This window comes from Sporosarcina sp. FSL W7-1283, from assembly GCF_038003105.1.
In the GTDB taxonomy this organism is placed as follows: Bacteria; Bacillota; Bacilli; order Bacillales_A; family Planococcaceae; genus Sporosarcina; species Sporosarcina newyorkensis.
The window spans coordinates 3145456-3170969 of record NZ_JBBOOL010000001.1 but is presented as its reverse complement, the minus strand read 5'-3'; the positions used below and the strand labels follow the sequence as shown (position 1 = coordinate 3170969).

Here is a 25514-nt window from a genome sequence, read left to right as displayed (position 1 = left end):
TCCAAGAAGGCGGTACTTACATGAAAGAACTATCAGAAAGCTTACTAAAAGGCATGAATCCAGAGCAAGCGCGTGCAGTGAAAACAACAGAAGGTCCGTTGTTAATCATGGCAGGCGCAGGTTCCGGAAAGACACGTGTGCTGACTCATCGAATTGCATACTTGGTTGTGGAAAAGCAAGTGTACCCTTCCAATATTTTAGCTATTACATTTACGAATAAAGCGGCACGCGAGATGCGTGAAAGGATTGACGCATTGCTCGGCGCAGGATCTGGCGAGCGAATGTGGGTTTCTACATTTCACTCCATGTGCGTTCGGATACTCCGCAGGAATGTAGATCGCATTGGACTATCCAAGAATTTTACGATTTTAGATAGTGCTGATCAATTGTCAGCGATTAAGAGAGTATTGAAAGAATTAAATCTTGATCCGAAGCAATATGATCCCCGTGCGATGCTCGGAACAATCAGTAATGCAAAAAATGAATGCATCAATTCAGATGAATTTCGCAAGAACTGTAATCCGCAAAATCCATATGAGCGAACTGTCGCGGATATTTATGAACGATATACGAAAAAACTGCGTCAAAACCAATCAATGGATTTTGACGACTTGATTATGATGACGATTGTGTTGTTTGAACGTGTGCCGGATGTATTGGAGTATTATCAAAATAAGTTCCAGTATATTCACGTGGACGAATATCAAGACACCAACTTTTCACAATACCGTTTAGTTCAGATGCTGGCGTCGAAATTCCGTAATGTGTGTGTAGTGGGCGACTCTGACCAATCGATCTACAGATGGAGGGGTGCCGATATTGGCAATATCCTATCATTTGAGAAAGATTATAAAGAAGCAAAAGTAATTTTATTGGAACAAAATTATCGTTCCACGAAGCGGATTTTACAAGCCGCGAATGAAGTGATTAACAATAATAAAAGCCGCTATGATAAAAAACTGAGAACGGACAATCCTGAGGGTGAATTAATTTCCATCTACAAAGCGCGGGATGAAAAAGACGAATCACAGTTTGTTGTCCAGCAAATTATAGAGCTGAAAGAACAAAAAGGATTAACATTGGATCAGTTTGCGATTTTATACCGTACGAATGCACAGTCCCGTCTAATTGAGGAATATTTATTGAAGTCCAATCTCGATTATACGATTGTCGGCGGCACAAAGTTCTATGATCGAAAAGAGATTAAGGACCTGCTTGCATACCTTCGTCTCATCGCAAACAATGACGACGATCTCGCATTTGCGCGAGTTATTAATGAACCGAAACGAAGCATTGGTGCTACTTCATTCGAGCGGATGGCTGTATTTGCTATGGAAAATGATCGATCGATTTTCGACTCGTTGCAGGAAGTCGATTTTATGGGCTTGCCTGCAAGAGCAGCAAATGAAGCCGTTAAGTTTCGCGAGTTGATCGATGGTTTCAGTCAAATGCAAGAATACCTATCCGTTACGGAACTAGTGAAGGAAGTTATTGAAAAGTCTGGTTACCGCAGCATGTTGGAAAAGGAAAAGTCCATTGAAGCGGAAAGCCGTCTAGAAAATATTGAAGAATTTTTATCTGTTACGGAGGCATTTGAAAAGCGCGCAGAGGAAGAGGAAAGCGAACGTTCACTGATTGCATTCCTTACCGATCTCGCATTGGTAGCAGATATTGACACGTTAGATAAAGAAGAGAACTCTTCCACCGAAAAAATCGTCCTAATGACGATGCATGCAGCAAAAGGTCTGGAATTTCCAGTCGTATTCGTCATCGGTATGGAAGAGAACATCTTTCCTCATATTCGTGCACTTGCGGATTCTGAAGAAATGGAAGAAGAACGCAGACTGGCATATGTGGCAATTACCCGTGCAGAACAGCGGCTTTACCTCACTTGTGCAGGTTATCGTATGTTGTTTGGTCGTTCTAACTTCAACTCACCTTCACGTTTCCTGAATGAGATTTCAGAAGAACTGACAGAAATGTTGGCGGACGGCAACGGCATGAGTGTACCGTTTGATAGGGCACCTGCTAAACCGAGAGTAACGAAACCAGCAGTGAAACGTCCTGTTTATAATGAAAGCGGCGGGGAAAAGCTGCAGTGGAAGCCCGGCGATAAAGCAACACATAAAAAATGGGGAACCGGCACAGTCGTCAGTGTCAAAGGAGCGGCAGATGACCTGGAACTCGACATCGCCTTTCCGAATCCCGTCGGTATTAAGCGCCTGCTAGCGAAATTTGCACCAATTGAAAAAGAATAAACCGTTCCATGAGGAGTGTAGAGAACCGATGGATGATGTGTTAGAACTAGAAAGACGAGTGGCGGAACTGAATAAGATCTTGCATGAATATGGGCATGCTTATTACGATTTGGATGCACCAATCGTTCCTGATTCAGAATACGATGCAAAAATGCAGGAATTGCTCGCTATAGAAGAAGAGCATCCGGATTTAATTTATCCGGACTCCCCTACACAACGAGTGGGCGGAACACCGCTCGAAGTATTTAGCAAAGTCGTTCATCGGTATCCGATGCTCAGTTTAGCGAATGCATTTAATGAGGCAGACTTGCGGGATTTTGACAGACGTGTGCAGGAAGCTGCTGGCAGTGTAGTGTATGTTTGTGAATTGAAAATCGATGGTCTTGCAGTTTCGTTGCAATATGAGAACGGCCGACTTGTGCAAGGCTCCACTCGAGGAGATGGGGCAGTAGGTGAGGACATCACAGCAAATTTAAGAACGATTCGCTCCGTACCTCTTCAATTGCAGCAACCGCTGACGATTGAAGTGCGCGGTGAAGCCTATATGCCCAAACGCTCTTTTGCCAAGCTTAATGAAGATCGTGACGAAGCGGGGGAAGTGCCATTCGCCAATCCGCGAAATGCGGCAGCGGGCTCATTGCGTCAACTGGATCCCAAAATAGCAGCCAGTCGAAATTTGGCCACATTCATTTATGCAGTAGGTGGAGATGCTGAAGCATATAATTTGGACAGCCACTCAGACGCGCTTGATAAGTTGGATCAGCTCGGCTTGACGACGAATGAAGAACGTAAACGCTGTGCGACAATCGACGAAGTCTTGGATTACGTGGCATACTGGACAGAGCATCGTCAAGCGCTCGATTATGAAATTGACGGGATTGTCATAAAAGTGGATAACTTTGAAGCGCAAGAACAGCTTGGCTATACGGCGAAAAGCCCGCGCTGGGCGATTGCCTATAAATTTCCGGCAGAAGAAGTGCGGACGAAACTGATTGATATCGAACTTAGCGTCGGCCGTACAGGGGTTGTTACCCCGACCGCAATTTTAGAACCAGTACGTGTAGCAGGAACGACTGTCGGACGTGCTTCCTTGCATAATGAAGATTTGATTCGCGAAAAAGATATCCGAATTGGTGATCAGGTCGTTCTGCGTAAAGCAGGCGATATCATCCCTGAAATCGTCTTGGCAATCAAAGACCAGCGGACAGGTGAAGAAGAGCCTTTTCATATGCCATCCAATTGCCCGATCTGCAGTTCAGAATTGGTGCGGATCGAAGGCGAAGTAGCACTGCGTTGCATGAATCCGAAATGTCCTGCTCAAATGAAAGAAGCTCTCATTCATTTCGTTTCAAGAAAAGCGATGAATATCGAAGGAGTCGGTGAAAAGCTTGTTGAGCAATTATATGCGGCCAACCTGGTACAAGATGTCTCAGATCTTTATACGTTAACGAAGGAATCACTATGTACTCTTGAACGAATTGGTGATAAGTCTGCAACAAATATCTCAAACGCAATCGAACAATCTAAGGCAAATTCATTGGAAAAACTTTTGTTTGGTCTTGGAATTCGTCATGTCGGTGAAAAAGTTGCAAGAATCCTGGCGGAAGAATACCGCACACTTGATGCTCTTGAAAAGGCGACGGCAGAACAATTGACGAACATCTTTGAGATCGGTGATATTGTAGCGGATGCCGTGGTCACTTATTTTAGTACGGATGAAGTACAAGAAGTGATGAACAAACTGCGAGCATACGGAGTCAATACCGTTTACAAAGGTGTCACACGTGAAGAATTACCGACAACTGGACCATTTGCAGGAAAAACAGTTGTACTGACCGGGAAATTGACAGGATTAACACGCGGTGAAGCGAAGGAGCAGATTGAAGCGCTCGGCGGAACTGTTAGCGGGAGTGTCAGCAAAAAAACGGATCTGGTCATCGCAGGTGAAGATGCCGGCTCCAAATTAACCAAAGCAAAGGAACTAGAGATCGAAATTTGGGACGAGCAAGCCATGCTTGACGCCCTTGGAGTGGATAAGAATGAAAAGAACAACTAAATGGCTCGCTCCCAGTGTTTTGTCAGCCTTGTTACTGACAGGATGCTTGCCGACTCCTGGTGGCGACCAGGAAAAAGCAGTTCAGGAGACGGAGGAAAGCGATCAGGAAATGGTCCTCATCCCCGACGAGCAAATTAAAGACGAATATTATCGGACACCTGTGCCATTCAAGAAGAGTGCGAGCAGAGGATTGGTTGTCAGTAACTTGAACACCAAATACGATATGCAGGAAACAGAAGAAGGTCTGCTGCGTCTTTCAACGCAGTATTTTGATCCGAAAAATTATTACTTCCAAGAAGGCCAATATATTGACCGGGATACCGCAAAAGAGTGGCTATCACGAAAATCAAATTATGAAGCAGGACTTAATCCTGCAATCAAAGATGATATGACGCCAGAACAGATAGCGGAAAAAGCACCGATCTACTTGGCACATATAGTAGAGCAAAACTATTTGGAAATGACGGTTGATAAAAAAGTGAAACTGGCAGGCGTGTCGATCGGTCTTGCGATGAATTCGCTTTATTATCCAAGAGAAGGAAATGAACGTTCAATTGATGACAAGACGATAGAGGAAAAAGGAAAGCAGATGGCCGATATTATTTTGAAGAGGCTACGTGATAAACCGGAACTGGCAGATATTCCGATTGCGGTCGGTCTCTTTAAACAGAAGAGTCGAAATGATATTGTACCGGGCACCTACTTTGCTACTGCATTCGCTCCAAAGGGGAAAAGTGAATTCACTGGTTGGAAAGAAGTCGATGAAACGTATGTCTTGCTCCCGGCTTCATCGTCAACAGGAAACTATCGAGATTTGAATACAACGTTCAAGAATTTCAAGCAGGATATCGATGATTACTTTGAAAGTTTTGTAAATGTCGTCGGTACAGCGTTTTACAAAGATCAGAAGCTGAAATCGCTGCATATAGAAATTCCCATTCAGTTTTTTGGCAAGAGTGAGCTGATTGGCTTTTCTCAGTACCTAACGTCCCTAGTGAAAACGCATTTTAAAGATGTCCCGCTCGAAGTGAGTGTCACCTCTGTCAACGGACCGGAAGTATTGATTGTCACAGAAGGGAATAACAACGAACCATTGGTGCACGTCTACGGTTATTAACATGACAGTTCTTGGCATCACGAACTTTTCAACTATCTAATTAGATGGTATGATAAATTGTACGATTGCAGAATGAGGAGGAACGATGTATGACAACATTTTCGAAAGATGACGTCAAATATTTTGCGGATTTTGTCCGTATTGGTCTATCCGAAGAAGACAAAGAGAATTTCTCTGCGCAAATTGCAGATTTGATTGAGAGTGTCAGCAACTTAAAAGAAGTAGATGTGACAGGTGTCGAGCCAATGACGCACCCAGTTCCTATGATCAACATATTGCGTGAAGATCAGCCAAAAGATATCTTGGACCGTGAAAAGATGCTTGCAAGTGCAGAAGACCAGGAAGATGGTCTGATTAAAGTACCAGATATCCTATAAAACGGATTTGCTGTATACAAGAACATTCATGGCACAATGATAGTAGGAGGAAAAGTGATGACGTTAACAAGTAAAACAGCCGCAGAACTTCAAGCGCTTTTACAAAAAGGTGAAGTCACGGTTACAGAACTAACGAATGAAACATTAAAAACGATCGAAAAGACAGAAGAGCAGATCCACGCATTCATTCATGTAGCGAAAGAAGAAGCAACAGCACGTGCGGAACAACTTGATCAGGCGCCTGCTGATGCACGCGGCCCGCTTTTTGGTGTTCCGGTCGGTATTAAAGATAATATTGTTACAAAAGATATGACGACAACGTGCGCAAGTAAAATGCTGGAAGATTTTGTGCCGGTGTATAATGCAACAGTAATGGATAAATTAGAAGCTGCTGGAGCTATCAATGTAGGGAAGTTGAACATGGACGAGTTTGCAATGGGCTCTACAACAGAAACTTCTTTCTTTGGTAACACCTTGAACCCTTGGAATACGGACTATGTACCAGGCGGCTCTTCAGGCGGTTCAGCAGCGGCAGTTGCGGCAGGAGAAGTACCACTTTCACTAGGTTCGGATACAGGCGGTTCAGTGCGCCAGCCGGCCGCTTTTTGTGGAGTAGTTGGAATGAAGCCGACATACGGTCGAATTTCCCGTTTTGGTTTGACAGCTTTCGGTTCTTCACTTGATTCAGTCGGTACGTTCTCACGTACGGTTGAAGACAATGCGTTGTTGCTGGGCGTAATCGCTGGAGAAGATGACAATGACAGTTCTTCTTCTGCAAAGCAAGTACCTGATTATAAAGCCGCTTTGACAGGAGATATAAAAGGACTGAAAGTGGCGGTTCCATCTGCTTATTTAGGTGAAGGTGTGGATGCTGAAGTCGCAGCTACTGTCAAAGAAGCGTTAAAAGTATTGGAATCATTAGGGGCAGTTTGCGAAGAAGTGGAATTACCGCATGTCCAGTACGCACCAACTACGTATTATGTGATTTCTTCATCTGAGGCACAATCCAACCTCTCCCGCTTTGACGGTTTGCGTTATGGCTATCACACTGAGAACGCAGAAAACTTGGAGCAAGCGTACTTCCGCACGCGCCAAGAAGGTTTTGGTGATGAAGTGAAAAAGCGTATATTGTTTGGTACATACGCGATGAGTGCTGACCACCATGAAGATTTATATGTACGCGCACAAAGAATCCGCACATTGATCGCACAGGATTTCGATAAGGTATTTGAAAACTACGATGTAGTCATCGGGCCAACTGCTGCAACGACTGCCTTCAAACTTGGCGAAACAGGAGGCGATCAGCTGGTACATTATGCAAATGATGTATTAGCGGTTCCTGCCAACTTGACAGGACGTCCAGCACTTTCCGTACCATGTGGTTTCGTAAATGAACTGCCGGTCGGATTGCAGATCATGGGCAAGCACTTTGATGAGGAAACTCTTTATAATGTAGGACATGCTTATGAGCAAGCAACAGATTTCCACAAGCGCACTCCAGCGATTCGGGAGGGGAACTAATCATGAACTTCGAAACAATTGTCGGACTTGAGATTCACGTAGAATTAAAAACAGATACGAAAATTATGTCTCCTGCACCTGCTCATTTTGGAGCGGAGCCGAATAAAAATATCCATGTGACAGACATCGCGTATCCTGGTGTCCTGCCTACATTGAATAAAAAAGCAGTTGAATTCGGTATGAAAGCGTCTATGGCACTGAACTGTGACATCGCGCCAATTATGAACTTTGACCGCAAGCATTACTTCTATCCGGATAATCCAAAAGCCTATCAAATTTCTCAGGATAAGCGTCCTGTAGGGTCAAACGGCTGGATTGAGATCGAAGTAGAAGGCAAGAAGAAGAAAATCCGTGTTGAACGTGTGCATTTAGAGGAAGATGCCGGGAAATTGACTCACACGGAAAACGGCTATTCATTGGTCGATTTAAACCGTCAAGGCACACCATTAATTGAAATCGTAACAGAGGCGGATGTTCGTTCTCCAGAAGAAGCTTATGCATTCTTAGAGAAACTAAAAGCCATCATCCAATATACGGGAGTATCTGACGTACGTATGGAGGAAGGCTCGCTTCGTTGTGATGCGAATATTTCATTGCGTCCATTTGGCCAAGAAGAATTCGGCACGAAAACGGAATTGAAGAACTTGAATTCCTTCAACTTTATCCGTCGCGGTATTGCAAATGAAGTTGCGCGTCAAGAAAAAGTATTGCTATCTGGCGGTACGATTCAGCAAGAAACACGCCGCTACGATGAAGCGACAGGCGAAACTGTTCTTATGCGGATTAAAGGCAGTGCCAACGATTATCGTTTCATCAATGATCCGGACTTGCCTGAAGTGCATATCGAACAAGAGTGGATGGATCGTGTACGTGCGGAAATCCCTGAATTGCCGGATGCCCGTAAAGCACGCTATGTTTCAGAATTGGATCTTCCAGAATACGACGCACATGTTTTGACATTGACGAAGGAAATGTCCGATTTCTTTGATGCAACTGTGAAAGCTGGAGCTGATCCGAAATTAGCATCCAACTGGTTGATGGGCGATGTTTCTGCTTATTTGAATGCAGAATCAAAAGAATTGCATGACACACCGTTGACGCCTGAAAATTTAGCGCAACTTGTGAAGTTGATTACGGACGGAACGATTTCATCTAAGATCGCTAAGAAAGTATTTACTGATCTTGCGAAAAAAGGCGGAAACCCTGCAGATATCGTGAAGGAAAAAGGACTTGTCCAAATTTCCGATGAAGGTACATTGCGTACGATCATCACGGAAATCCTAGATGCGAATGAGCAATCCATCGAAGACTTCAAAAACGGTAAAGATCGCGCAGTTGGTTTCTTAGTCGGTCAAGTGATGAAAGCGACAAAAGGACAAGCGAACCCACCGCTTGTTAATAAGCTATTGATGGAAGAAATAAAAAAACGATAATACAGTAAGCTGATCAAGTGAATCGAAAACGTTCCAGGAGAGACAAAGAGAGTCCGACCTGGGCGTTTTTTGACTTAATGATATGCATCAAACAGGAGGGGATTGTCATGAAAACAGAACAGCAATATTTTGAAGAAGCCGTATCACTTCAAGAGTATATGGAGCAAATGGAAACACATAAAGACAATAGTTTTTTGATCTATAATGAGTATGAAGTGCCACAGGATGATGAATTTATTGAAATACTGAAAGAAAAACAACCCCATATTTTAGTCATCACTGAAGATTGGTGCGGCGACGCCATGCTGAATAATCCAATTTTACGAAGGGTTGCAGAAGCTGCTATGCTTGATGTCCGTGCTGTACTGCGGGATGAAAATTTAGATTTGATTGACCGTTATTTGACGAATGGTGGACGTTCAATCCCAGTGTATTTATTATTGGATTCAGACGGTGAAGTATTGTCCAAGTGGGGGCCGCGAGCACCGATACTTCAAGAGTATGTGATGAAGGGCCGTGCTCAATTGCCGAACAAAGATGCAGCTGACTTTGAAGAGAAGCAAAAGGCGTTTTATTCGCAGTTGATGTCAGAATATACAGCGAAGCCGACAAACTGGCTAGCGGTCTATGATGATATCCGCTCTACATGGTTGCCTGTTTTACAACAAACGAATTAAGTAGAAATATCAATTCATACGATGATGGTAAAGGTCTGAATTTTATCTGTATTTTCAGACATGAAAGGATCGAGGGGAAAGTGTATGAAACGTGCACGTATCATTTATAATCCGACTGCAGGAAGAGAAGCCTTCCGTAAGCATTTGGCAGAAGTCCTCGAAAAACTGGAGAAAGCCGGTTATGAAACTTCCGCCCATGCAACGACTTGTGAAGGCGATGCGACGGAAGCGGCGAAAGAAGCAGTCCGTAGAGGCTTTGATATCGTGATTGCGGCAGGTGGTGATGGCACGCTCAACGAAGTGGTAGAGGGAGTAGGACATTTTGAAAAACGTCCGCAAATTGGATTGATCCCAATGGGAACGACCAATGACTTTGCTAGGGCTTTACGTATTCCGAGAGATATTGATCAAGCTGTCGATATTATCTGTGATGGGGATACGACTCCAGTGGATGTTGGACTTATGAATGACCGTTATTTTATTAATATTGCCGGCGGGGGTCGTATGACGGAACTGACCTATGAAGTGCCGAGTCGACTGAAGACAGTGCTAGGGCAACTCGCCTATTATTTAAAAGGAATCGAAATGTTGCCGTCCATTCACTCGAGTCATTTGCGGATAGAGTATGATGGGCAAGTATTTGATGATGAAGCTATGATGTTTTTGATCGGGTTAACAAATTCTGTTGGCGGATTTGAAAAGTTGGCTCCTGATTCTAGCATAAATGATGGATATTTTACATTGCTCATTTTGAAAAAATGTAACATAGCGGAATTTATTCGAGTGGTGACGCTTGCTTCCAGAGGAGAACATTTGGATGACCCACTCGTGATCCAAGCGAAAGCAAAGAAAGTTGTCGTTACTTCGAAAAATGAAGTGCTTTTGAATTTGGATGGAGAGTATGGTGGAGTGTTACCGGCTACCTTTGAGAACTTATACCGTCACATCGAGATGTTTGTACCGCTGCAGAGATTGCGTCCACAAGATAAAGTACAAGAAATCGAATAAAAAAAGCAAAAGACTATTCCAATTATCGACGTAAGTTCGGATGGAATAGTCTTTTATTGCATAAGATTAAGTTGTCGTGAACTATGCACTAAGCAAAGTATCAGGTCAATATCAGATGTATTCAATTGCTTCTCCTTGTTTAGCAGCTAGTTTTGGAACCGCATTCAATGGCAACCAACGATAGCTGAATAATAGACCTGCGTCTTTACCTTCACCTTCAACACGATATTCCCATTCGTTTTTGTCTTCTCCTAAATAAGAAAAATGGAAAATAGTACGTTGATAAATGACGTTTTTGTCTTCGGGGAAAAATTTCGAAGCTTTCACTTTCCCTTCCAATACAAGTTCATCTCGAAGGATACCGGATTCTTCTTCAATTTCTCGATATAATGCATCCAATAAAAGTTCGTTCCGTTCAATCGTGCCACCTGGAACTTGCAGACCTGCCTCCGGCTGATCCTTCTGCTCATATACTAGCAGTTTCCGGTGTCTTCCTTCCCCTTTTGTAATATAAGCTAATACTTTTCTCTTGACTTTTTTCAATATATTTCACCTCTCTATAGTTAATCCATTATACTGTAAATTTTAACTATTGACAAGTAAAATGTATTAATCAATCAGTATACAACAACTTCGTGAACTGTAGGAGAAAAATTTCGTCTAAATTTCAACAAATAGGTTAAGAAGAGTGGCTTTGCGGGAAAGACTATAGAAGGACTGTGCGAGGAAGTGATAATTCATGTATAAAAAACAGGAAAGACGGCTAATGTGGTTAGCATTTGGCGTAGCCGGTATTATGCTGATATCAATTATTGGAAGGTTATTTTCGTAAATTCTGGAGGTGAGTTTTTTGGATTCGGTTTTTTATTCAAGGGTGTTAACGGAACTAACGCTTTCATTCCATATTATCTATGCAACGATTGGCGTTGGGGTGCCGCTCATGATCATGTTGGCTCAATGGGTTGGTATTAAGAAAAACGATGAACATTATATTTTACTTGCAAGACGTTGGGCTCGCGGCTTTGTCATTACTGTAGCTGTTGGTGTCGTAACGGGGACGGCAATCGGTTTACAGCTGTCGCTTCTATGGCCGAATTTTATGGAGCTTGCAGGGAATGTTATTGCATTGCCATTATTCATGGAGACATTCGCTTTCTTTTTTGAAGCAATTTTTCTCGGTATTTATTTATACACATGGGATCGATTCGAAAATCAGAAGAAGCATTTCCTGTTGCTCATTCCAGTTGCACTTGGGGCATCATTCTCGGCTGTATTCATTACAATAGTGAATGCGTTCATGAATGCGCCGCAAGGTTTTAACTTGGTAAATAATGAGCTCATTAATGTGAATCCACTTGTAGCAATGTTTAACCCGGCGATGCCGACGAAAGTGGCACACGTAGTTGGAACGGCTTATATGACTTCTGCTTTTTTATTGGCTGCGATCGCTGCATTTCGTCTGTTACGTGGGTCGAACCATATTTATCACAAGAAAGCATTGTATCTGACGTTGAAAGTTGGTTTCATATTCAGTGTAAGTGCAGCACTTGTCGGCGACTTGTCAGGAAAGTATTTAGCAGAATATCAGCCGGAAAAGTTGGCGGCTGCAGAATGGCATTTTGAAACAGAAGAAAATGCGCCATTGATGCTGTATGGTGTGCTGGACGATGGTGAAGTCAAATATGCCATTAAAATCCCATACGCCTTGTCAATCTTGGCACACGGCTCTCCGACAGCTGAAGTCATTGGGTTGGATCAATTCCCTGAAGAAGACACACCGCCGCTTTACATCCATTATCTATTCGATATTATGGTGACGATTGGCATGACGCTGCTCGCATTATCCGCTATTTTCTGGATCGGTATGTGGAGAAAATGGTCATTTGTTGAGTCGCGGTTATTCAGATGGCTTATTGTCATAAGTGGTCCACTGGTTTTCATTTCACTCGAAGCAGGATGGTGGTTAGCTGAAGTTGGACGTCAGCCATGGATTTTGCGCAATATCATGCGCACATCTGAAGGTGCCACAAGCAGTGGGCAAGTACCTACGATGTTAGTACTCTTCGCACTTCTTTACTTAGTACTTGGCATCGGCAGCGTTGTCGTGCTCCGCCGCATGTTCATCCGGAACCCTGTAGAACAGGAAATCGCTGACCGGCAGCAAGTGAAGGGCGGTGATATTCAATGAATATCGAGATTCTTGGAATCACAGTATTGTGGGTGTTCTTATTCGGTTATATCATGATCGGTGCGATCGACTTTGGAGCAGGATTTTTCAATGCCTATAGTGTATTAACTGGTAAGCAACGGATTTTGACGAATGTCATCCAACGCTATCTGTCACCTGTATGGGAAGTCACCAATGTATTTCTCGTGTTCTTCTTCGTTGGAATCATCGGTTTCTTCCCGAAAACTGCATTCTATTATGGAACGACCTTGCTCGTTCCGGTGAGTTTCGGGATTATCCTGCTGGCAATACGGGGTTCATATTATGCTTTTGAAACTTACGGTGCCCGTGGTCATAAGGGATACTCCTTTGCCTACGGTGCAGCGGGTCTATTGTTGCCTGCATCGTTATCCATCGTACTGACCATTTCCGAGGGTGGATTTGTTGAATTAGTAGACGGACAGCCGGTGCTTGATTACTGGAAGTTGTTCACCAGTCCGCTTACTTGGTCGATCGTCGTCTTGAGTATTGCAGCTACCCTATATATTTCGGCGGCATTCTTGACGTGGTATGCCAATAAAGCAGGTGACCGGGAGGCGACGGATTTATTAAGGAAGTATGCGCTCATTTGGGCGTTGCCGACGATCATCACGGCAGGAGGCATCATTTTCGAACTGCGGAAACACAATCCGCTTCATTACGAAAATATCCAGCGCTTCTGGCCGATGTTCCTGCTGTCGTTCTTGCTGTTTCTCGGTACAGTATTCCTTATTTGGAAACGTCGTCAATATGGAGCGGCATTCGGAATGCTTGCAGGTCAGTTCGTCTTCGCCTTCTTCGGATACGGGGCGTCCCATTATCCATATTTGCTTTACCCCTATTTGACCATTTACGATAGTTTTACGAATCATGCAATGGCGATTGCATTAATCATTGCTTTCGTATTTGGCCTGTTGCTGCTCATCCCATCACTCTACTTGCTGTTGCGGATGTTCTTATTCAATAAAGATTATGTTAAAGGCAAGGAAGATCATCATGCGTAAGGAGGCATTCGAATGAATGAGTTTTTGATATTCTACGCTCCATTTCTAGTCGTCATAGCAGGCATTGTACTCTCGTTCTTTGTCGTCTTGAAAGATGATGCTGTAACGAGAAGTGAATATAAAGAAAGTGAAAAAACAGACGTGTGATTTTCGTCTGTTTTTTCATTTGCCCCGCATGGTACACTAGGAGTATCTGAAAGATGGAGGAAAAAACATGAGCTTTGCAGTCAATAAAAACGATCAATTACAAGTGAAAATAGAGGATTTAACACATGACGGAGCAGGGGTAGCGAAAGTAGATGGCTATCCACTGTTTATTCCAGGTGCTTTACCAGGTGAGACGGTCAAAGTCCATGTGCTGAAGACATTAAAGAAGTATGGATTTGCTAAAAAGCTGGATGTCATTGAACCATCTTCGGAGCGGATTGTAGCGCCGTGCCACGTATTCCCGACATGTGGGGGGTGTCAGTTGCAGCATCTCTCTTATGAAGCGCAGCTTACCCAAAAAAGAAAGTCTGTCCGTGATGTCATGGATCGTATCGCGAAACTTCCGGATGTTCCTGTGCATGCAGTCAAAGGCATGGAGGATCCATGGCGTTACCGCAATAAATCGCAGATTCCATTTGACACGGAAGATGGACGTGTCATTGCAGGTTTCTATAAAACACGCACACATCAAATCGTTGATACCGATGTCTGTATAATTCAAACGACAGAAGCGGATGAATTGATGGCGATGCTAAAGCGTAAGATTCAGCAGCTTGGAATCGAGACGTATGACGAACGAACACATAAAGGCATGTTGCGGCATTTGATTGTCCGGAAGGCACGGCAAACAGATCAAGTGATGGTCGTTCTCGTGACACGCCATAAAAAGTTCCCGCAGAAGCAAGAAGTTGTTGAATTGATCCAGCAAGAAATCCCGAATGTCACATCGGTCATGCAAAATATCAACACAGCAAATACGAATGTCATTATGGGCAATGAAACGATCAACCTATATGGTGCCGACGTCATTATCGATCGGATTGGAGATATCGAGTTCGAGATTTCAGCGCGTTCATTTTACCAAGTGAACCCTGTCCAGACAGAAGTGCTGTATCAGCAAGCACTGGACTATGCAGGCCTTACTGGAGATGAAACAGTGATCGATGCGTATTGCGGAATCGGCACGATTTCATTGTTTTTGGCTAAACAAGCGAAAGAAGTATATGGCGTCGAAATTGTTCCACAAGCCATACAAGATGCGAAGCGTAACGCGGAATTGAATGGCATCACGAATACGCATTTTGAGGCAGGCGCGGCGGAAGACGTGATTCCGAAATGGTATGCGGAAGGCAAACTTTTTGACGTTCTGGTCGTTGATCCGCCGCGTAAAGGCTGCGATGAGAAACTGTTGGAAACGATTTTGAAGTACAAGCCGGGGAAAGTTGTGTATGTGTCTTGTAATCCAGGGACGCTCGCTCGGGATTTACGGATTTTGGAAGATGGCGGGTATCGGACGAAGGAAGTGCAACCGGTGGATATGTTTCCGCATAGTAGTCATGTGGAGTGTGTATCGTTGCTACAAAGAAAAACTATATAGAAATCCTTAGTTTTAAACACTTTCACAAGCATTTCGTGTTTGTAGGAGAAGGTGAAAAAATCAGAAATAAAGTACTGAAAAACCACATTACCGTTTCAGTGGTAATTGATCTGGGGTGTGGGAACACAATAAAATAAAAACTTTTTAAGACGTTCAATTAAAATGATCGTCTTTTTTTATGCCAGAAAGTGTAGGATAGAGGTGAAATATGACGGAACTAACTTTAGGAAGTTTATTCGATGGAATTGGGGTATTTCCATTGGCAGCGTTTTGTTACGGTATTACACCAATATGGGCAAGTGAGGTTGAGCAGGCTCCTATTTCTATTACGAAGCGACACTTTCCCGAAATACTTCATTTGGGAGATATTACAAAAGTTAATGGCGGAGAAATACCACCTGTTCATATTATTACATTTGGTTCACCTTGTCAGAACTTATCCAATATCGGAAAAAGAGAGGGTCTTGCAGGAAGTCAATCCAGTTTATTTTTTCATGCAATCCGAATTATTGAAGAAATGAGGTGTGCAACAAATGGAACATATCCAGTTATCGCTGTTTGGGAAAACGTCATGGGAGCTTTTTCATCAAATGACCGGCTGGATTTTAAGGTCGTGCTTGAATCGTTCACAAATGCCGAAATTCCAATGCCTGCTTCTGGAATCTGGGCAACCGCTGGAATGGTCCGAGGGAATAATGTTGATATCTCTTGGCGATTGTTGGACGCCCAATATTGGGGAAAGCCCACACTTGCTCAAAGAAGAAGACGTATCTTTCTCGTGGCAGATTTTAGAGGAAAACGTGCCAAAGAAATATTATTTAAAGCCCGCGATTTGCAATCGTTTCCTACGTCTTGCGGAAAGGGCAGGCTGTCCTCCACCATTACAAGTGGAATATCTACTCAAAAAGCAAGGGGGAAAATACCCATCGTCCGTCCCTTTCAAGAAAGACGCATGCGAAGTGCCGCAAAAGACAAAAACAAAACAGGATTCATTGGAAGTTTTGGACGGACCGATGACCCTTTTCCAACTTTGCTCGCAGGAGCTGTAAATTACTTTTCATTTTGGTACGAAGGAGAAGAAAAAGAAGGATTTATTCGTCAGCTTACCCCATTAGAATGTGAACGTTTGATGGGATTACCTGAAGGCTGGACAGCTTAAGGACACAAAGATGAAACAATTAGTGATCATGCAAGATATAAAGCGCTTGGAAATGCGATTGCTGTACCGTGTGCAGAATATATCATGGCCGGTATTGCAGAAGCTTTATAGATAAATCAACTACCGTGTGACAAATTCTATCTGTCATGCTTTTTTTATTGTCTAAATCAAGGGGGAGTGTGATTTCTTTGGAAGAAAATGAAGCAAAAGTGATGGATTGGATTGACGATCATTTTGTTTTAAATGAGATAGAGATTGAAGACTTTCCGTTTTTTCTTCATGGGAAATTGATACGTGATATAAATGGAGAAACCATGGTTGTCTTTTGGTGTGTGATTTATGGACGTGTGGATTATCGTTTTCAAGAAGCGTAAGGAGTGTGATGTTAAATGAATAACTCTCGTTCTCCGCCTTAATTGATAAGTGGAATTAGGCCATTCAAAATATAAAAATTTTGATACAGTCTTAAATACAATACTATTAATATTGTTTGTTATGAAGATAAATATTTCTATTGTATAAGTTTTATTTAAGCTGAAATGCAGGGACGTTTTTGTGTTAAATCCTATTAATAGTAAGTTTGCATCAGAAAAACATTGCGAAAAGTCAACCTTAATGGTATGATACTTCTAAACTACATAGTTAGGAGTGTCTCTATTGGCTATCGCTACCGATATGGAACAAATCGTTATAGAAGGTATTTTACATGCAATGTCTATTACTGGCAAAGATGTTGTAGATGATTTTGAAGAAGCAATTTCTAAAAGCAATAAAAATGGGTTATATGCTAGTGTATGGGCAAGAAGAAGTGATGACTTGGATGCTCAATTTAGTAAGTTCGATGAAATCGAAGTTTTTCATATTAAAAGGACGAGTCTTTGGCAAATTGACCCTGTTTTTGATCGTAGTAATGGAGTCTTATATCTATTATTTTCCGAAAATAATTTGTCTCAAGTCAGAAATAAATATATAAAGAAAGGAGAAAGCTCCCATTATTCTGTTAGTTTTTTACTGAAAAACATAGGTTTACTGCCAATGGATAATGAACAATTGGAGCTTATTCCGATTGCTGATGAGGAGAGAGAAGAACTAAATCTCAAAAGACAAAAAGATATTGAGAAAATGATTGGAAAAGATGCTGCGAATATAAAAAAGGTGAAAATGGTAAGCGTCACTTACCATGAAGATGAAGCAATCGCAGCGTTATTGCAAGAATATACTTCTGATTTTTTACTGTCTAGTGAGAGGGATATTTCTGATCTATTGGATACTCAATATTTTGGCGATAACATTATGAGTGATAATACAAGTGATTCTGTTGAGTCAACACAGTCACTAGTAACATTAAAAGATATAACTAAAACTATAGATGATTAAGTAATTAGAGAGAGTGGTATACAATGACAATATCTTTCAATGGAGATAGATTGAAGGAAGCGCGTCGTTTTAGACAAATGTCTATACCCCAACTAGCAGATAGAGTTGGAGTGTCAAAACAAATGATTTCGAAATATGAGCATAACGATGCTCAGCCAAGTGCTAAAACATATCAAAAATTAATATTTGCACTTGGTTTTCCATTAAAATATTTTCAACAAGATGATGAATTTACTTACAATGATTTAGGTACATTTTATAGAAGTAGACTAACATCAACACAATCTGAAAAAAAACCGAGCGAAATGTTAAAAAAGTATTTAGCTGTATTAGCTAATTTCTTTGAAAACTATGTTAATTTTCCGACTTTGAGAGAGTTGGAATTATCGGAAAAGCCAGCTGAAGCTGCAAAGCAACTTCGCATAAAATGGGAATTAGGGGATAAGCCAATCAAGAATATGCTTCACTTGCTTGAATTACATGGATTTCAAGTTGCAGCAATAAATTCTCATTCTGAAAAAGTAGATGCTTTTGGTAGTCAAACAAAGGTGAATGGAAAAAATTATTATTGCATTTTAATTGACCAAGATAATAATTCTTTTTTTCGTCAACAATTTAGTTTGGCACATGAATTAGCTCATTGGGTATTACATTCAGAAAAAGTAAATCCTCAAGAGTTAAATCCACAAGAATATCGCGAAATGGAGAAAGAGGCGAACATTTTTGCGTCTAACTTTTTATTACCTGCGGAAGCCTTTTGCGAAGATATAAAAGGATATGAAGATAATTTAGATGCGTATCTTAATCTAAAATCAAAGTGGAAAGTTTCTGCCGCTAGCATGGTATATCGATCAAAAAGTCTAGGATTAGTATCTTCAGAGCAGTATCTACGATTGCAAAAAAGGATGAGTTCAAGAGGATGGAAAAGAAGCGAACCATTTGATACTGTCCATCCTATATCTAAACCTACTGTTATGAAGCAGGCTTTTGAATTACTAGAACAAGCAGGTATTATCGGAGAAAGCTCTCTTTCAGATTTGTTGGAAAGGAAATACAGAATTAGTTTGCCGAATGATATTTTGGCAGAACTTTTAGGAATTCCATTGGAAAAGTTAACGGACAATAATAGAGGAAAAATTGTTCAAATGAGAAGAGATTAAATATTAAAAGTTGAAATGGCATTTAGTAATTGGGAATAAAAATATAGGAGTATGAAAATTAAAACTATTATTATGTCTTAGTAATAGAGATATATGAGGTGATAAACTTTGGTAAAACATAGTGGCGGAAAAGTAGGTAAGGCCGGTAAAACGCTCGCTTCAAAAAATAGTAGTAAATCTGCGAAATCTAAGGCGGGTAAAACTTTAAAAAATCATCAAGATAAAAAGCATTGAATAATAATCCTTGTAAAGCGCAGGGATTCTTTATTATTCCATTATTAAAAAAGTCTATATTTTAACTTTTAGTTTGATTAGAATCATTTAAGAACAACTTTAATCCCCTTTTAACAGGTTAAATCCTGAAAAAAGGGGATTTGGTATTTTAAAAGAGAAAGTTAAAAAAAGAAAGAGGTAATGAACAATGGAACTTAAATATGTTATTCCGAACATGGAAAAAACTTTTGGTAATTTAGAATATGCTGGTGAGGGTAAGGTGGAACAACGCCGTATTAATGGGCGCATGACAACATTGTCACGCAGTTATAATTTGTATTCGGATATTCAACGCGCTGATGATATTGAAGTGATTTTGCCACAAGAAGCTGGAGAAAAGTTTTTTGAACATGAGGAAAAAGTAAAATTAGTCAATGCTAGGATTACCGCAGAAGGCTATAAAATTGGTGATCGCGGATTTACAAAATATATCTTACATGCAGATGACATGGTCAAAGCATAAGGAGGAAAAAAAGATGAGATTAGCACAAGGTATTGTCATTGATAAGGAAAAAACGTTTGGTTTATTAAAATTTTCAGCATTACGTCGTGAAGTGTTTCTTCAAAATGAAGATGGAACCGTATCATCAGAAGTGAAGGAGCGCACCTATGACTTAAAATCTCGTGAACAGGGACGCATGATTCAAATAAGTATTCCTGCTTCTGTGCCTTTGAAAGAATTTGATTACAATGCGGAGGTAGAGCTTATAAATCCTGTCGCGGATACGGTCGCAAATGCGACTTTTCGTGGTGCGGATGTCGATTGGTACATCAAGGCAGATGATTTAGTCTTAAAGGGAAAAGCGGCAACATCGACTAGTCATGTTTCAAAGTCTACTCCTGATAAGGAAAAATAATGAAGACTTTCCGAAGACGAGGGAAACGCATTAAGGAAAAAGATGCTTCCCTTGTTTTTCAATTTATATTCTTCGGGCTGGTTGGTGTATGGCTTGTTTCCTTTATCCCTTTTCATCTGTCCTTTTTACTCTCGACCACATGGCAATTGGATGACTTGCAAGCACACTTTATTAGCACCTATGGATTGGTGACATTGTTAATTAGTCTTGCCTTAACTGCTGGATGTGCATATCACTATTATCGCTCTCGGTATGACAAAATAAAACAAGTCATTCACCGTCAAAAGCTCGCAAAAATGATTTTGGAGAACGGATGGTATGAAACAAAACAAATTACACAAGAGGGGTTTTTTAAAGACATTCCGTCCAATAAAACAAAGGAAAAAATCAGTCATTTTCCAAAGATGTATTATCGGTTTGAAAAAGGATTACTTCATATTCAAGTGGAAATTACACTCGGAAAATATCAAGAACCACTTTTAAATTTAGAAAAGAAATTAGAAAGTGGTCTATATTGTGAATTGGTATCGAAAGAATTACATGATTCCTATGTGGAGTATATCCTTTTTTATGATATGATTGCGAACCGTATTTCGATTGATGAAGTTGTTGCACAAAATGGCAGCTTAAAGCTGATGGAATCACTCTATTGGGAATATGATAAGTTACCGCATATGTTAGTTGCTGGTGGAACTGGTGGTGGGAAAACGTACTTTATTTTAACTTTGATTGAAGCCCTACTCAAAACAGACGCAAAATTGTATATCTTAGATCCGAAAAATGCAGATTTAGCGGATTTAGCCACTGTTATGCCTGATGTCTATTATAAAAAGGAAGACATGGTGACATGTATTGACCAATTTTATGAATCTATGATGGCTCGTAGTGAGGAAATGAAACAGATGCCTAACTATAAGACAGGAGAAAACTATGCTTATTTAGGATTATCTCCTCACTTTTTAATTTTTGACGAGTACGTGGCATTTATGGAAATGCTTGCTTCTAAGGAAAATACAGCGGTGTTAACCAAGCTAAAACAGATTGTAATGTTAGGACGACAAGCTGGATTCTTCCTTATTCTCGCCTGTCAACGGCCAGATGCAAAATATCTTGGAGATGGGATTCGAGATCAGTTTAATTTTCGGGTTGCTTTAGGTCGTATGAGTGAGCTTGGCTATGGAATGATGTTTGGCAGCGACGTGCAAAAACAGTTTTTCTTAAAACAGATTAAAGGTCGTGGCTATGTTGATAAAGGGGATAACGTTATTTCTGAATTTTATACACCGCTTGTCCCAAAAGGACATGATTTTCTAAAAGAAATTGGTAAATTAGCGTCATAAAGGCTGCCCAGCGCGGCGGTGTGCGAAGCGAAAACCGCTGTGCTGGGCGAAGCCTGCGTGGCGATAGCCACGCTTTACCCCCCGTTTCTAACAGGGGGGTAGAAAAACAATAAGAAACTGTTTCAAAAGTCTGAAAAGCCTTGTGCATCAAGGGTTTAGGGTATATTACGAAGATGTCAGCTTTTAACCTTTAATTGACATCTTTTTTGTGTTGGGAGGAATGCATATGAATAAAGTACCTTGGTATCAACAATTAAAAGAAAAACGCTTGGCATATGGCGTATCGCAAAATAAATTAGCGGTACATGTAGGGATTTCAAGACAATATATTAGTGAGATTGAAACAGGAAAAATCACACCGACTCAAACATTGCAACGTGCGATGTTTGATATTTTAGAACAATTTAATCCAGAAGCAATACTCGAAATCTTATTTGATTATGTGCGAATACGTTTTTTAACAACGAACCCGAAGCCTGTTATTGAAGAAATTTTACGGTTGAAAATGGAGTACATGATCCATGAAGATTATGCGTTTTATTCCTATTTGGAACAATATGTTTTTGGTGACATTGTCGTCATGGTTTCGCCAGATGAAGATAAAGGTTGTCTGCTAGAACTCAAAGGCAAGGGTTGCCGTCAGTTTGAAAATTTCTTATTAGCCCAGCAACGTACATGGTTTGACTTTTTCATGGATGTATTTCGAGTAAATGGTGTATTTAAACGAGTTGACTTAGCAATCAATGATAAGACAGGCATATTGGATGTTCCATTTCTAACGAACAAATGTCGAAACGAGGAATGTATTTCTGTGTTTCGCAGCTTTAAAAGTTATCGTTCTGGCGAATTGGTTCATGGAGAAGAAAAACGTGATATGGGAAATACGTTATATATTGGCTCTTTAAAAAGTGATGTGTATTTTTGTGTGTATGAGAAGGATTATGAACAATACGTGAAACACGGAGCATCACTTGAAGATACAGACATTAAAAACCGTTTTGAAATTCGGTTAAAAAATGATCGTGCGTACCATGCAGTTGTCGATTTAATGACGTATGAAGACGCTGGTCGAACAGCTTTTTCTATTATTAATCGATATATTCGTTTTGTCGATAAAGATGAGAAAAAGCGACGAAGTAGTTGGCCAATGAATGCAAAGTGGCAACGTTTTTTAGATTTAGGTGAAAATAGAAAAATTTATTTAACAACAAAACCTGAACCTTACACGTTTGATAAAACACTTAGATGGTTGGCTCGACAAGTGGCTCCTACTTGGAAGCTAGCTACTAAACTGGATGAAATCAATCAAACGACCGTGATTAAAGATATGTTAAATCAAGCAAAGTTAACCAAACGTCATCAACAATTATTGATGCAACAGGCGCTTAAAACAGAAGATGTCATTAAATGATGGATTGGAGGTTTTCCATGAAACTATTAAAGTATATTTTTCTTACTATCATAGGTGGTATTATTTTATGGTTTATCGAATGTATGCGTCAAGTGACAAAATATTAGAAGGTGAAAGGAGAAATGTAAGATGAACTTTGGGCAGAATCTCTATAACTGGTTTTTAAGTAATGCGCAATCCTTGGTGTTGATGGCGATTGTAGTAATAGGTATTTATTTAGGATTTAAACGAGAGTTCTCTAAACTAATCGGCTTTTTAATTGTTGCTTTGGTTGCAGTAGGATTGGTCTTTAATGCAAGTGGTGTTAAGGACGTACTATTGAACCTATTCAATAGAATTATAGGTGCCTAGGTGTTACAATTTATAGTATATATAGGGAATAATATTTTATTTAAGTACCTACGAAAATGCTTTGAAAGCACAATTCATTAAATGAATCATCCTCATAAATAAAAGAAGCCAGTATAAATAGGGTATTGCATTTTGATAATAGATTGTGGTTAGTATATTTATGATTATTTTGGTAAATGCGGGGGGATACAATGGGCAGGGTAGAGAAAGTCGGGGCAAATGAAAACAGAAGAAGAATAAGTAGTTTTATCAAGGAAAATAACAAATCGCTTACTTTGACGTTAGGAGAAATTTCTAATTTAGAACAAATAGGTCAAGGCGGTAATGGGCTTGTCTATGCTGGAATTCAAAATAATCAAGAGGTTGCAATAAAATTTCTTGTAGAAGATACACAATCCAGTAAATTAGAACGCTTTAAAGCAGAGTATTTTAACGTTAATTTAATAGAAGAACGTACTAACATCGTTAATTATATAAATTATGAAGAAATTCATCTAGGTGATGGAAATTTTATTCCAGCTATTATTATGAAAAGGTATGACAAAGCCCTAAATAAGCTAAGAGGAAACACTTCAGAAATAAGTGAAAAGGTTCTTATTAAATTATTTAACTTTTTACTTAATACTTTAGAAAAAATACACCAAAATGGAATAATTCATAGAGATATTAAGCCTGAAAATATTTTGGTGACAAAAGAAACTGACTTTGTATTAGCTGATTTTGGGATTGCTAACTATAACGATGAGTTATACACACTAAAAGCAAAAACGGAAAGAAAAGAGAGATTAGGAAATTATGAATTCTCAGCTCCTGAACAAGCAAAGAAAGGTGCTATTCCAGCTCCGTCAATGGATATATATGCACTTGGTCAGGTATGCCAATGGTACGTATTTGGAGAAACTCATAGGGGAACAAATAGAAGAAGGATTACTGATGTTTTTGAATCAGAAGAAGCAGAACTTATTGAAAAAGTATTAGATAAATGCCTTTATAATGACCACGAACAAAGGTACCAGAGTATTAATGAGATTTTTGAACATATTGATCAAATCAAGGAAGAAAGAAGAGAAGTTGACCCATTTGAAGAAATGTATATGTTCAATGATGTTATTAGGGCTACTTGCCCTTCGGTCTCTAGAGGGATACAGTTTGTTGAAGATGAAAAATATGTAAAAAGGTTAGTTGAAAATATCAACAAGAAAAATTTCAAACGTAAACTCTGGTTTAATACTGGAATAGGAAACTTAGATTTCAGTAAACTGAAGTATTTGGGAGATAAAAAGATCTTATTAGATTATAGAGAAATAAAAATCAGAGGGATCTGGCTGTATACTGGTAGTGTTTATGATGATTTAATTATTTTGGAAACAGAAGAAAATGAACCTTTCATTATAGATGGAGAAGAGGTTTTTAGTGCTCTAATAGTAAATAATAAACATATAGTAGATGGCTACCATCAGGATTCAGGATATATAGAAATTGAGGATGAAGTATATAGACTTAGCGAACTCGAAGTAGAAGAGCATAATAGATCAAATACCTATAAATATTATTTCATAGGTACCATGTATCATTGTTCGATACTATGGCAAAATGATCATTTATTAGATACATTTCAGAAACAAGGAATATCAGATACTGAAACAGTAGCAAAATTAATAAAAGATTTAAGAAAGAAAAAACATGAAGATGTAGTATTTAGATTATAGTACCAAAATGTTTTTCAAAAAACAGTTAACTTTAAACAGTTAGCTGTTTTTTTATGCCCATTTATAATAATAAGGATGTGAAAATTAATGGACATGCAAGTATATATCGCCAATCTCGGAAAATACAATGAGGGCGAATTGGTTGGAGAATGGTTTACGCCACCAATCGATATCGAAGATGTGAAAGAACGAATTGGCTTAAATAGTGAATATGAAGAATACGCCATACATGATTATGAGTTGCCATTTGAGATTGGTGAATACACCCCTATCTCTGAAATCAATCGGTTATGTGCGATGGTAGAAGAATTGGAAGGATCGCCAATTTACCATGAACTATCTGAAATTCAAGACTACTGGTTTGATAGTCTTGAAGAATTGCTAGAAAACCAAAATGATATTATCTGTTATGCAGATTGTGAAGATATGGAAGATGTGGCTCGGTATTATGTAAAAGAAACAGGTATGATCGGCGAAGTTCCTACTAACTTACAGAACTATATTGATTATCAAGCGCTTGGGAGAGATTTAGAATTAAACGGAAACTTTCTCGTTACGTCACACGGTGTGTTTGAATATGTTGGATAAGTAAATATAAAAATGTGAAACAGTCTGTGTACATGCAGGCTGTTTTC

The 25514-nt window shown here is 40.0% G+C and carries 25 protein-coding genes; 24 read left to right on the top strand and 1 reads right to left on the bottom strand.

Going from position 1 to position 25514, the window contains the following annotated elements; genetic code table 11:
- The first annotated feature begins 20 nt into the window (after positions 1–20).
- The 8 genes from pcrA to MKY93_RS16550 all read left to right on the top strand — a co-directional run bounded on the left by pcrA (position 21) and on the right by MKY93_RS16550 (position 10447).
- Entirely contained in the window at positions 21–2258 is a 2238-nt protein-coding gene (gene pcrA / locus MKY93_RS16585; protein WP_340760321.1) for a DNA helicase PcrA, read from the top strand.
- Between the two features lie 28 nt (positions 2259–2286).
- Positions 2287–4314, top strand: coding sequence for an NAD-dependent DNA ligase LigA (gene ligA / locus MKY93_RS16580; protein WP_445683496.1), 2028 nt, complete (start codon positions 2287–2289; stop codon positions 4312–4314).
- Positions 4298–5431 carry a CamS family sex pheromone protein gene (locus MKY93_RS16575; protein ID WP_340760319.1) on the top strand — a complete coding sequence of 378 codons (1134 nt, stop codon included), beginning with the start codon at positions 4298–4300 and terminating at the stop codon, positions 5429–5431. Before ligA ends, MKY93_RS16575 begins: the two co-directional genes overlap by 17 nt.
- 89 nt (positions 5432–5520) lie before the next feature.
- On the top strand, positions 5521–5808 hold the full coding sequence (gene gatC / locus MKY93_RS16570) for an Asp-tRNA(Asn)/Glu-tRNA(Gln) amidotransferase subunit GatC (protein ID WP_078818473.1): 288 nt from the start codon (positions 5521–5523) through the stop codon (positions 5806–5808).
- 57 nt (positions 5809–5865) lie between these two features.
- Positions 5866–7329, top strand: coding sequence for an Asp-tRNA(Asn)/Glu-tRNA(Gln) amidotransferase subunit GatA (gene gatA / locus MKY93_RS16565; protein WP_078818472.1), 1464 nt, complete (start codon positions 5866–5868; stop codon positions 7327–7329).
- A gap of 2 nt (positions 7330–7331) precedes the next feature.
- A complete protein-coding gene (gene gatB, locus MKY93_RS16560; RefSeq protein ID WP_221837307.1) occupies positions 7332–8762 on the top strand; it encodes an Asp-tRNA(Asn)/Glu-tRNA(Gln) amidotransferase subunit GatB in 1431 nt (476 codons plus the stop codon).
- Between the two features lie 107 nt (positions 8763–8869).
- Positions 8870–9439, top strand: a complete 570-nt coding sequence (locus tag MKY93_RS16555; RefSeq protein WP_221837308.1) for a thioredoxin family protein — start codon at positions 8870–8872, stop codon at positions 9437–9439.
- A gap of 84 nt (positions 9440–9523) precedes the next feature.
- The gene (locus MKY93_RS16550) at positions 9524–10447 is read left to right on the top strand and encodes a diacylglycerol kinase (protein WP_221837310.1); all 924 of its coding nucleotides are present in this window, start codon (positions 9524–9526) and stop codon (positions 10445–10447) included.
- Positions 10448–10558: 111 nt separating this feature from the next.
- On the opposite strand, the gene MKY93_RS16545 is transcribed toward MKY93_RS16550, so the two are convergent.
- The gene (locus tag MKY93_RS16545) at positions 10559–10990 is read right to left on the bottom strand and encodes an NUDIX hydrolase (protein ID WP_009498614.1); all 432 of its coding nucleotides are present in this window, start codon (positions 10988–10990) and stop codon (positions 10559–10561) included.
- A gap of 307 nt (positions 10991–11297) precedes the next feature.
- On the opposite strand from MKY93_RS16545, the gene MKY93_RS16540 reads away from it, so the two are divergent.
- The 16 genes from MKY93_RS16540 (at position 11298) to MKY93_RS16465 (ending at position 25467) form a co-directional block, all read left to right on the top strand.
- The gene (locus MKY93_RS16540) at positions 11298–12635 is read left to right on the top strand and encodes a cytochrome ubiquinol oxidase subunit I (RefSeq protein WP_246602924.1); all 1338 of its coding nucleotides are present in this window, start codon (positions 11298–11300) and stop codon (positions 12633–12635) included.
- Positions 12632–13657, top strand: a complete 1026-nt coding sequence (locus MKY93_RS16535) for a cytochrome d ubiquinol oxidase subunit II (protein ID WP_009498612.1) — start codon at positions 12632–12634, stop codon at positions 13655–13657. Before MKY93_RS16540 ends, MKY93_RS16535 begins: the two co-directional genes overlap by 4 nt.
- 12 nt (positions 13658–13669) lie before the next feature.
- Positions 13670–13804 carry a cytochrome bd oxidase small subunit CydS gene (gene cydS, locus MKY93_RS16530; protein ID WP_009498611.1) on the top strand — a complete coding sequence of 45 codons (135 nt, stop codon included), beginning with the start codon at positions 13670–13672 and terminating at the stop codon, positions 13802–13804.
- A 67-nt stretch (positions 13805–13871) separates the two neighbouring features.
- Positions 13872–15242, top strand: a complete 1371-nt coding sequence (rlmD, locus tag MKY93_RS16525) for a 23S rRNA (uracil(1939)-C(5))-methyltransferase RlmD (protein ID WP_340760315.1) — start codon at positions 13872–13874, stop codon at positions 15240–15242.
- A gap of 208 nt (positions 15243–15450) precedes the next feature.
- The gene (locus MKY93_RS16520; RefSeq protein ID WP_340760314.1) at positions 15451–16401 is read left to right on the top strand and encodes a DNA cytosine methyltransferase; all 951 of its coding nucleotides are present in this window, start codon (positions 15451–15453) and stop codon (positions 16399–16401) included.
- A 179-nt stretch (positions 16402–16580) separates the two neighbouring features.
- The gene (locus tag MKY93_RS16515; RefSeq protein ID WP_196406332.1) at positions 16581–16775 is read left to right on the top strand and encodes a hypothetical protein; all 195 of its coding nucleotides are present in this window, start codon (positions 16581–16583) and stop codon (positions 16773–16775) included.
- Between the two features lie 283 nt (positions 16776–17058).
- A complete protein-coding gene (locus MKY93_RS16510) occupies positions 17059–17778 on the top strand; it encodes a DUF5986 family protein (RefSeq protein WP_155554845.1) in 720 nt (239 codons plus the stop codon).
- 23 nt (positions 17779–17801) lie between these two features.
- A complete protein-coding gene (locus MKY93_RS16505) occupies positions 17802–18938 on the top strand; it encodes an ImmA/IrrE family metallo-endopeptidase (protein ID WP_155554846.1) in 1137 nt (378 codons plus the stop codon).
- A 108-nt stretch (positions 18939–19046) separates the two neighbouring features.
- Positions 19047–19172, top strand: coding sequence for a hypothetical protein (locus tag MKY93_RS16500; protein WP_269058775.1), 126 nt, complete (start codon positions 19047–19049; stop codon positions 19170–19172).
- Between the two features lie 187 nt (positions 19173–19359).
- Positions 19360–19674: a DUF961 family protein gene (locus MKY93_RS16495; RefSeq protein WP_155554847.1), complete on the top strand. Its 315-nt coding sequence runs from the start codon at positions 19360–19362 to the stop codon at positions 19672–19674.
- Positions 19675–19687: 13 nt separating this feature from the next.
- On the top strand, positions 19688–20068 hold the full coding sequence (locus tag MKY93_RS16490) for a DUF961 family protein (RefSeq protein ID WP_155554848.1): 381 nt from the start codon (positions 19688–19690) through the stop codon (positions 20066–20068).
- Positions 20068–21408 (top strand): FtsK/SpoIIIE domain-containing protein, encoded by a 1341-nt coding sequence (locus tag MKY93_RS16485; RefSeq protein ID WP_340760313.1) that lies wholly within the window; start codon positions 20068–20070, stop codon positions 21406–21408. The genes MKY93_RS16490 and MKY93_RS16485 overlap by 1 nt, the downstream gene beginning before the upstream one ends.
- A gap of 211 nt (positions 21409–21619) precedes the next feature.
- Positions 21620–22819 carry a MobT family relaxase gene (mobT, locus tag MKY93_RS16480; protein WP_230856106.1) on the top strand — a complete coding sequence of 400 codons (1200 nt, stop codon included), beginning with the start codon at positions 21620–21622 and terminating at the stop codon, positions 22817–22819.
- Between the two features lie 129 nt (positions 22820–22948).
- Positions 22949–23170 (top strand): hypothetical protein, encoded by a 222-nt coding sequence (locus MKY93_RS16475; protein WP_050349780.1) that lies wholly within the window; start codon positions 22949–22951, stop codon positions 23168–23170.
- 191 nt (positions 23171–23361) lie between these two features.
- Positions 23362–24879 (top strand): protein kinase domain-containing protein, encoded by a 1518-nt coding sequence (locus MKY93_RS16470; protein ID WP_155554851.1) that lies wholly within the window; start codon positions 23362–23364, stop codon positions 24877–24879.
- Positions 24880–24966: 87 nt separating this feature from the next.
- Positions 24967–25467, top strand: a complete 501-nt coding sequence (locus MKY93_RS16465; RefSeq protein ID WP_155554852.1) for an antirestriction protein ArdA — start codon at positions 24967–24969, stop codon at positions 25465–25467.
- Positions 25468–25514 lie beyond the last annotated feature (47 nt).

What these genes read in the sequence shown, in the direction of transcription:
- pcrA (WP_340760321.1), top strand. Translation starts at nt 21, where the DNA reads ATGAAAGAACTATCAGAAAGCTTACTAAAAGGCATGAATCCAGAGCAA.
- ligA (WP_445683496.1), top strand. Translation starts at nt 2,287, where the DNA reads ATGGATGATGTGTTAGAACTAGAAAGACGAGTGGCGGAACTGAATAAG.
- MKY93_RS16575 (WP_340760319.1), top strand. Translation starts at nt 4,298, where the DNA reads ATGAAAAGAACAACTAAATGGCTCGCTCCCAGTGTTTTGTCAGCCTTG.
- gatC (WP_078818473.1), top strand. Translation starts at nt 5,521, where the DNA reads ATGACAACATTTTCGAAAGATGACGTCAAATATTTTGCGGATTTTGTC.
- gatA (WP_078818472.1), top strand. Translation starts at nt 5,866, where the DNA reads ATGACGTTAACAAGTAAAACAGCCGCAGAACTTCAAGCGCTTTTACAA.
- gatB (WP_221837307.1), top strand. Translation starts at nt 7,332, where the DNA reads ATGAACTTCGAAACAATTGTCGGACTTGAGATTCACGTAGAATTAAAA.
- MKY93_RS16555 (WP_221837308.1), top strand. Translation starts at nt 8,870, where the DNA reads ATGAAAACAGAACAGCAATATTTTGAAGAAGCCGTATCACTTCAAGAG.
- MKY93_RS16550 (WP_221837310.1), top strand. Translation starts at nt 9,524, where the DNA reads ATGAAACGTGCACGTATCATTTATAATCCGACTGCAGGAAGAGAAGCC.
- MKY93_RS16535 (WP_009498612.1), top strand. Translation starts at nt 12,632, where the DNA reads ATGAATATCGAGATTCTTGGAATCACAGTATTGTGGGTGTTCTTATTC.
- cydS (WP_009498611.1), top strand. Translation starts at nt 13,670, where the DNA reads ATGAATGAGTTTTTGATATTCTACGCTCCATTTCTAGTCGTCATAGCA.
- rlmD (WP_340760315.1), top strand. Translation starts at nt 13,872, where the DNA reads ATGAGCTTTGCAGTCAATAAAAACGATCAATTACAAGTGAAAATAGAG.
- MKY93_RS16520 (WP_340760314.1), top strand. Translation starts at nt 15,451, where the DNA reads ATGACGGAACTAACTTTAGGAAGTTTATTCGATGGAATTGGGGTATTT.
- MKY93_RS16505 (WP_155554846.1), top strand. Translation starts at nt 17,802, where the DNA reads ATGACAATATCTTTCAATGGAGATAGATTGAAGGAAGCGCGTCGTTTT.
- MKY93_RS16495 (WP_155554847.1), top strand. Translation starts at nt 19,360, where the DNA reads ATGGAACTTAAATATGTTATTCCGAACATGGAAAAAACTTTTGGTAAT.
- MKY93_RS16490 (WP_155554848.1), top strand. Translation starts at nt 19,688, where the DNA reads ATGAGATTAGCACAAGGTATTGTCATTGATAAGGAAAAAACGTTTGGT.
- MKY93_RS16485 (WP_340760313.1), top strand. Translation starts at nt 20,068, where the DNA reads ATGAAGACTTTCCGAAGACGAGGGAAACGCATTAAGGAAAAAGATGCT.
- MKY93_RS16475 (WP_050349780.1), top strand. Translation starts at nt 22,949, where the DNA reads ATGAACTTTGGGCAGAATCTCTATAACTGGTTTTTAAGTAATGCGCAA.
- MKY93_RS16470 (WP_155554851.1), top strand. Translation starts at nt 23,362, where the DNA reads ATGGGCAGGGTAGAGAAAGTCGGGGCAAATGAAAACAGAAGAAGAATA.
- MKY93_RS16465 (WP_155554852.1), top strand. Translation starts at nt 24,967, where the DNA reads ATGGACATGCAAGTATATATCGCCAATCTCGGAAAATACAATGAGGGC.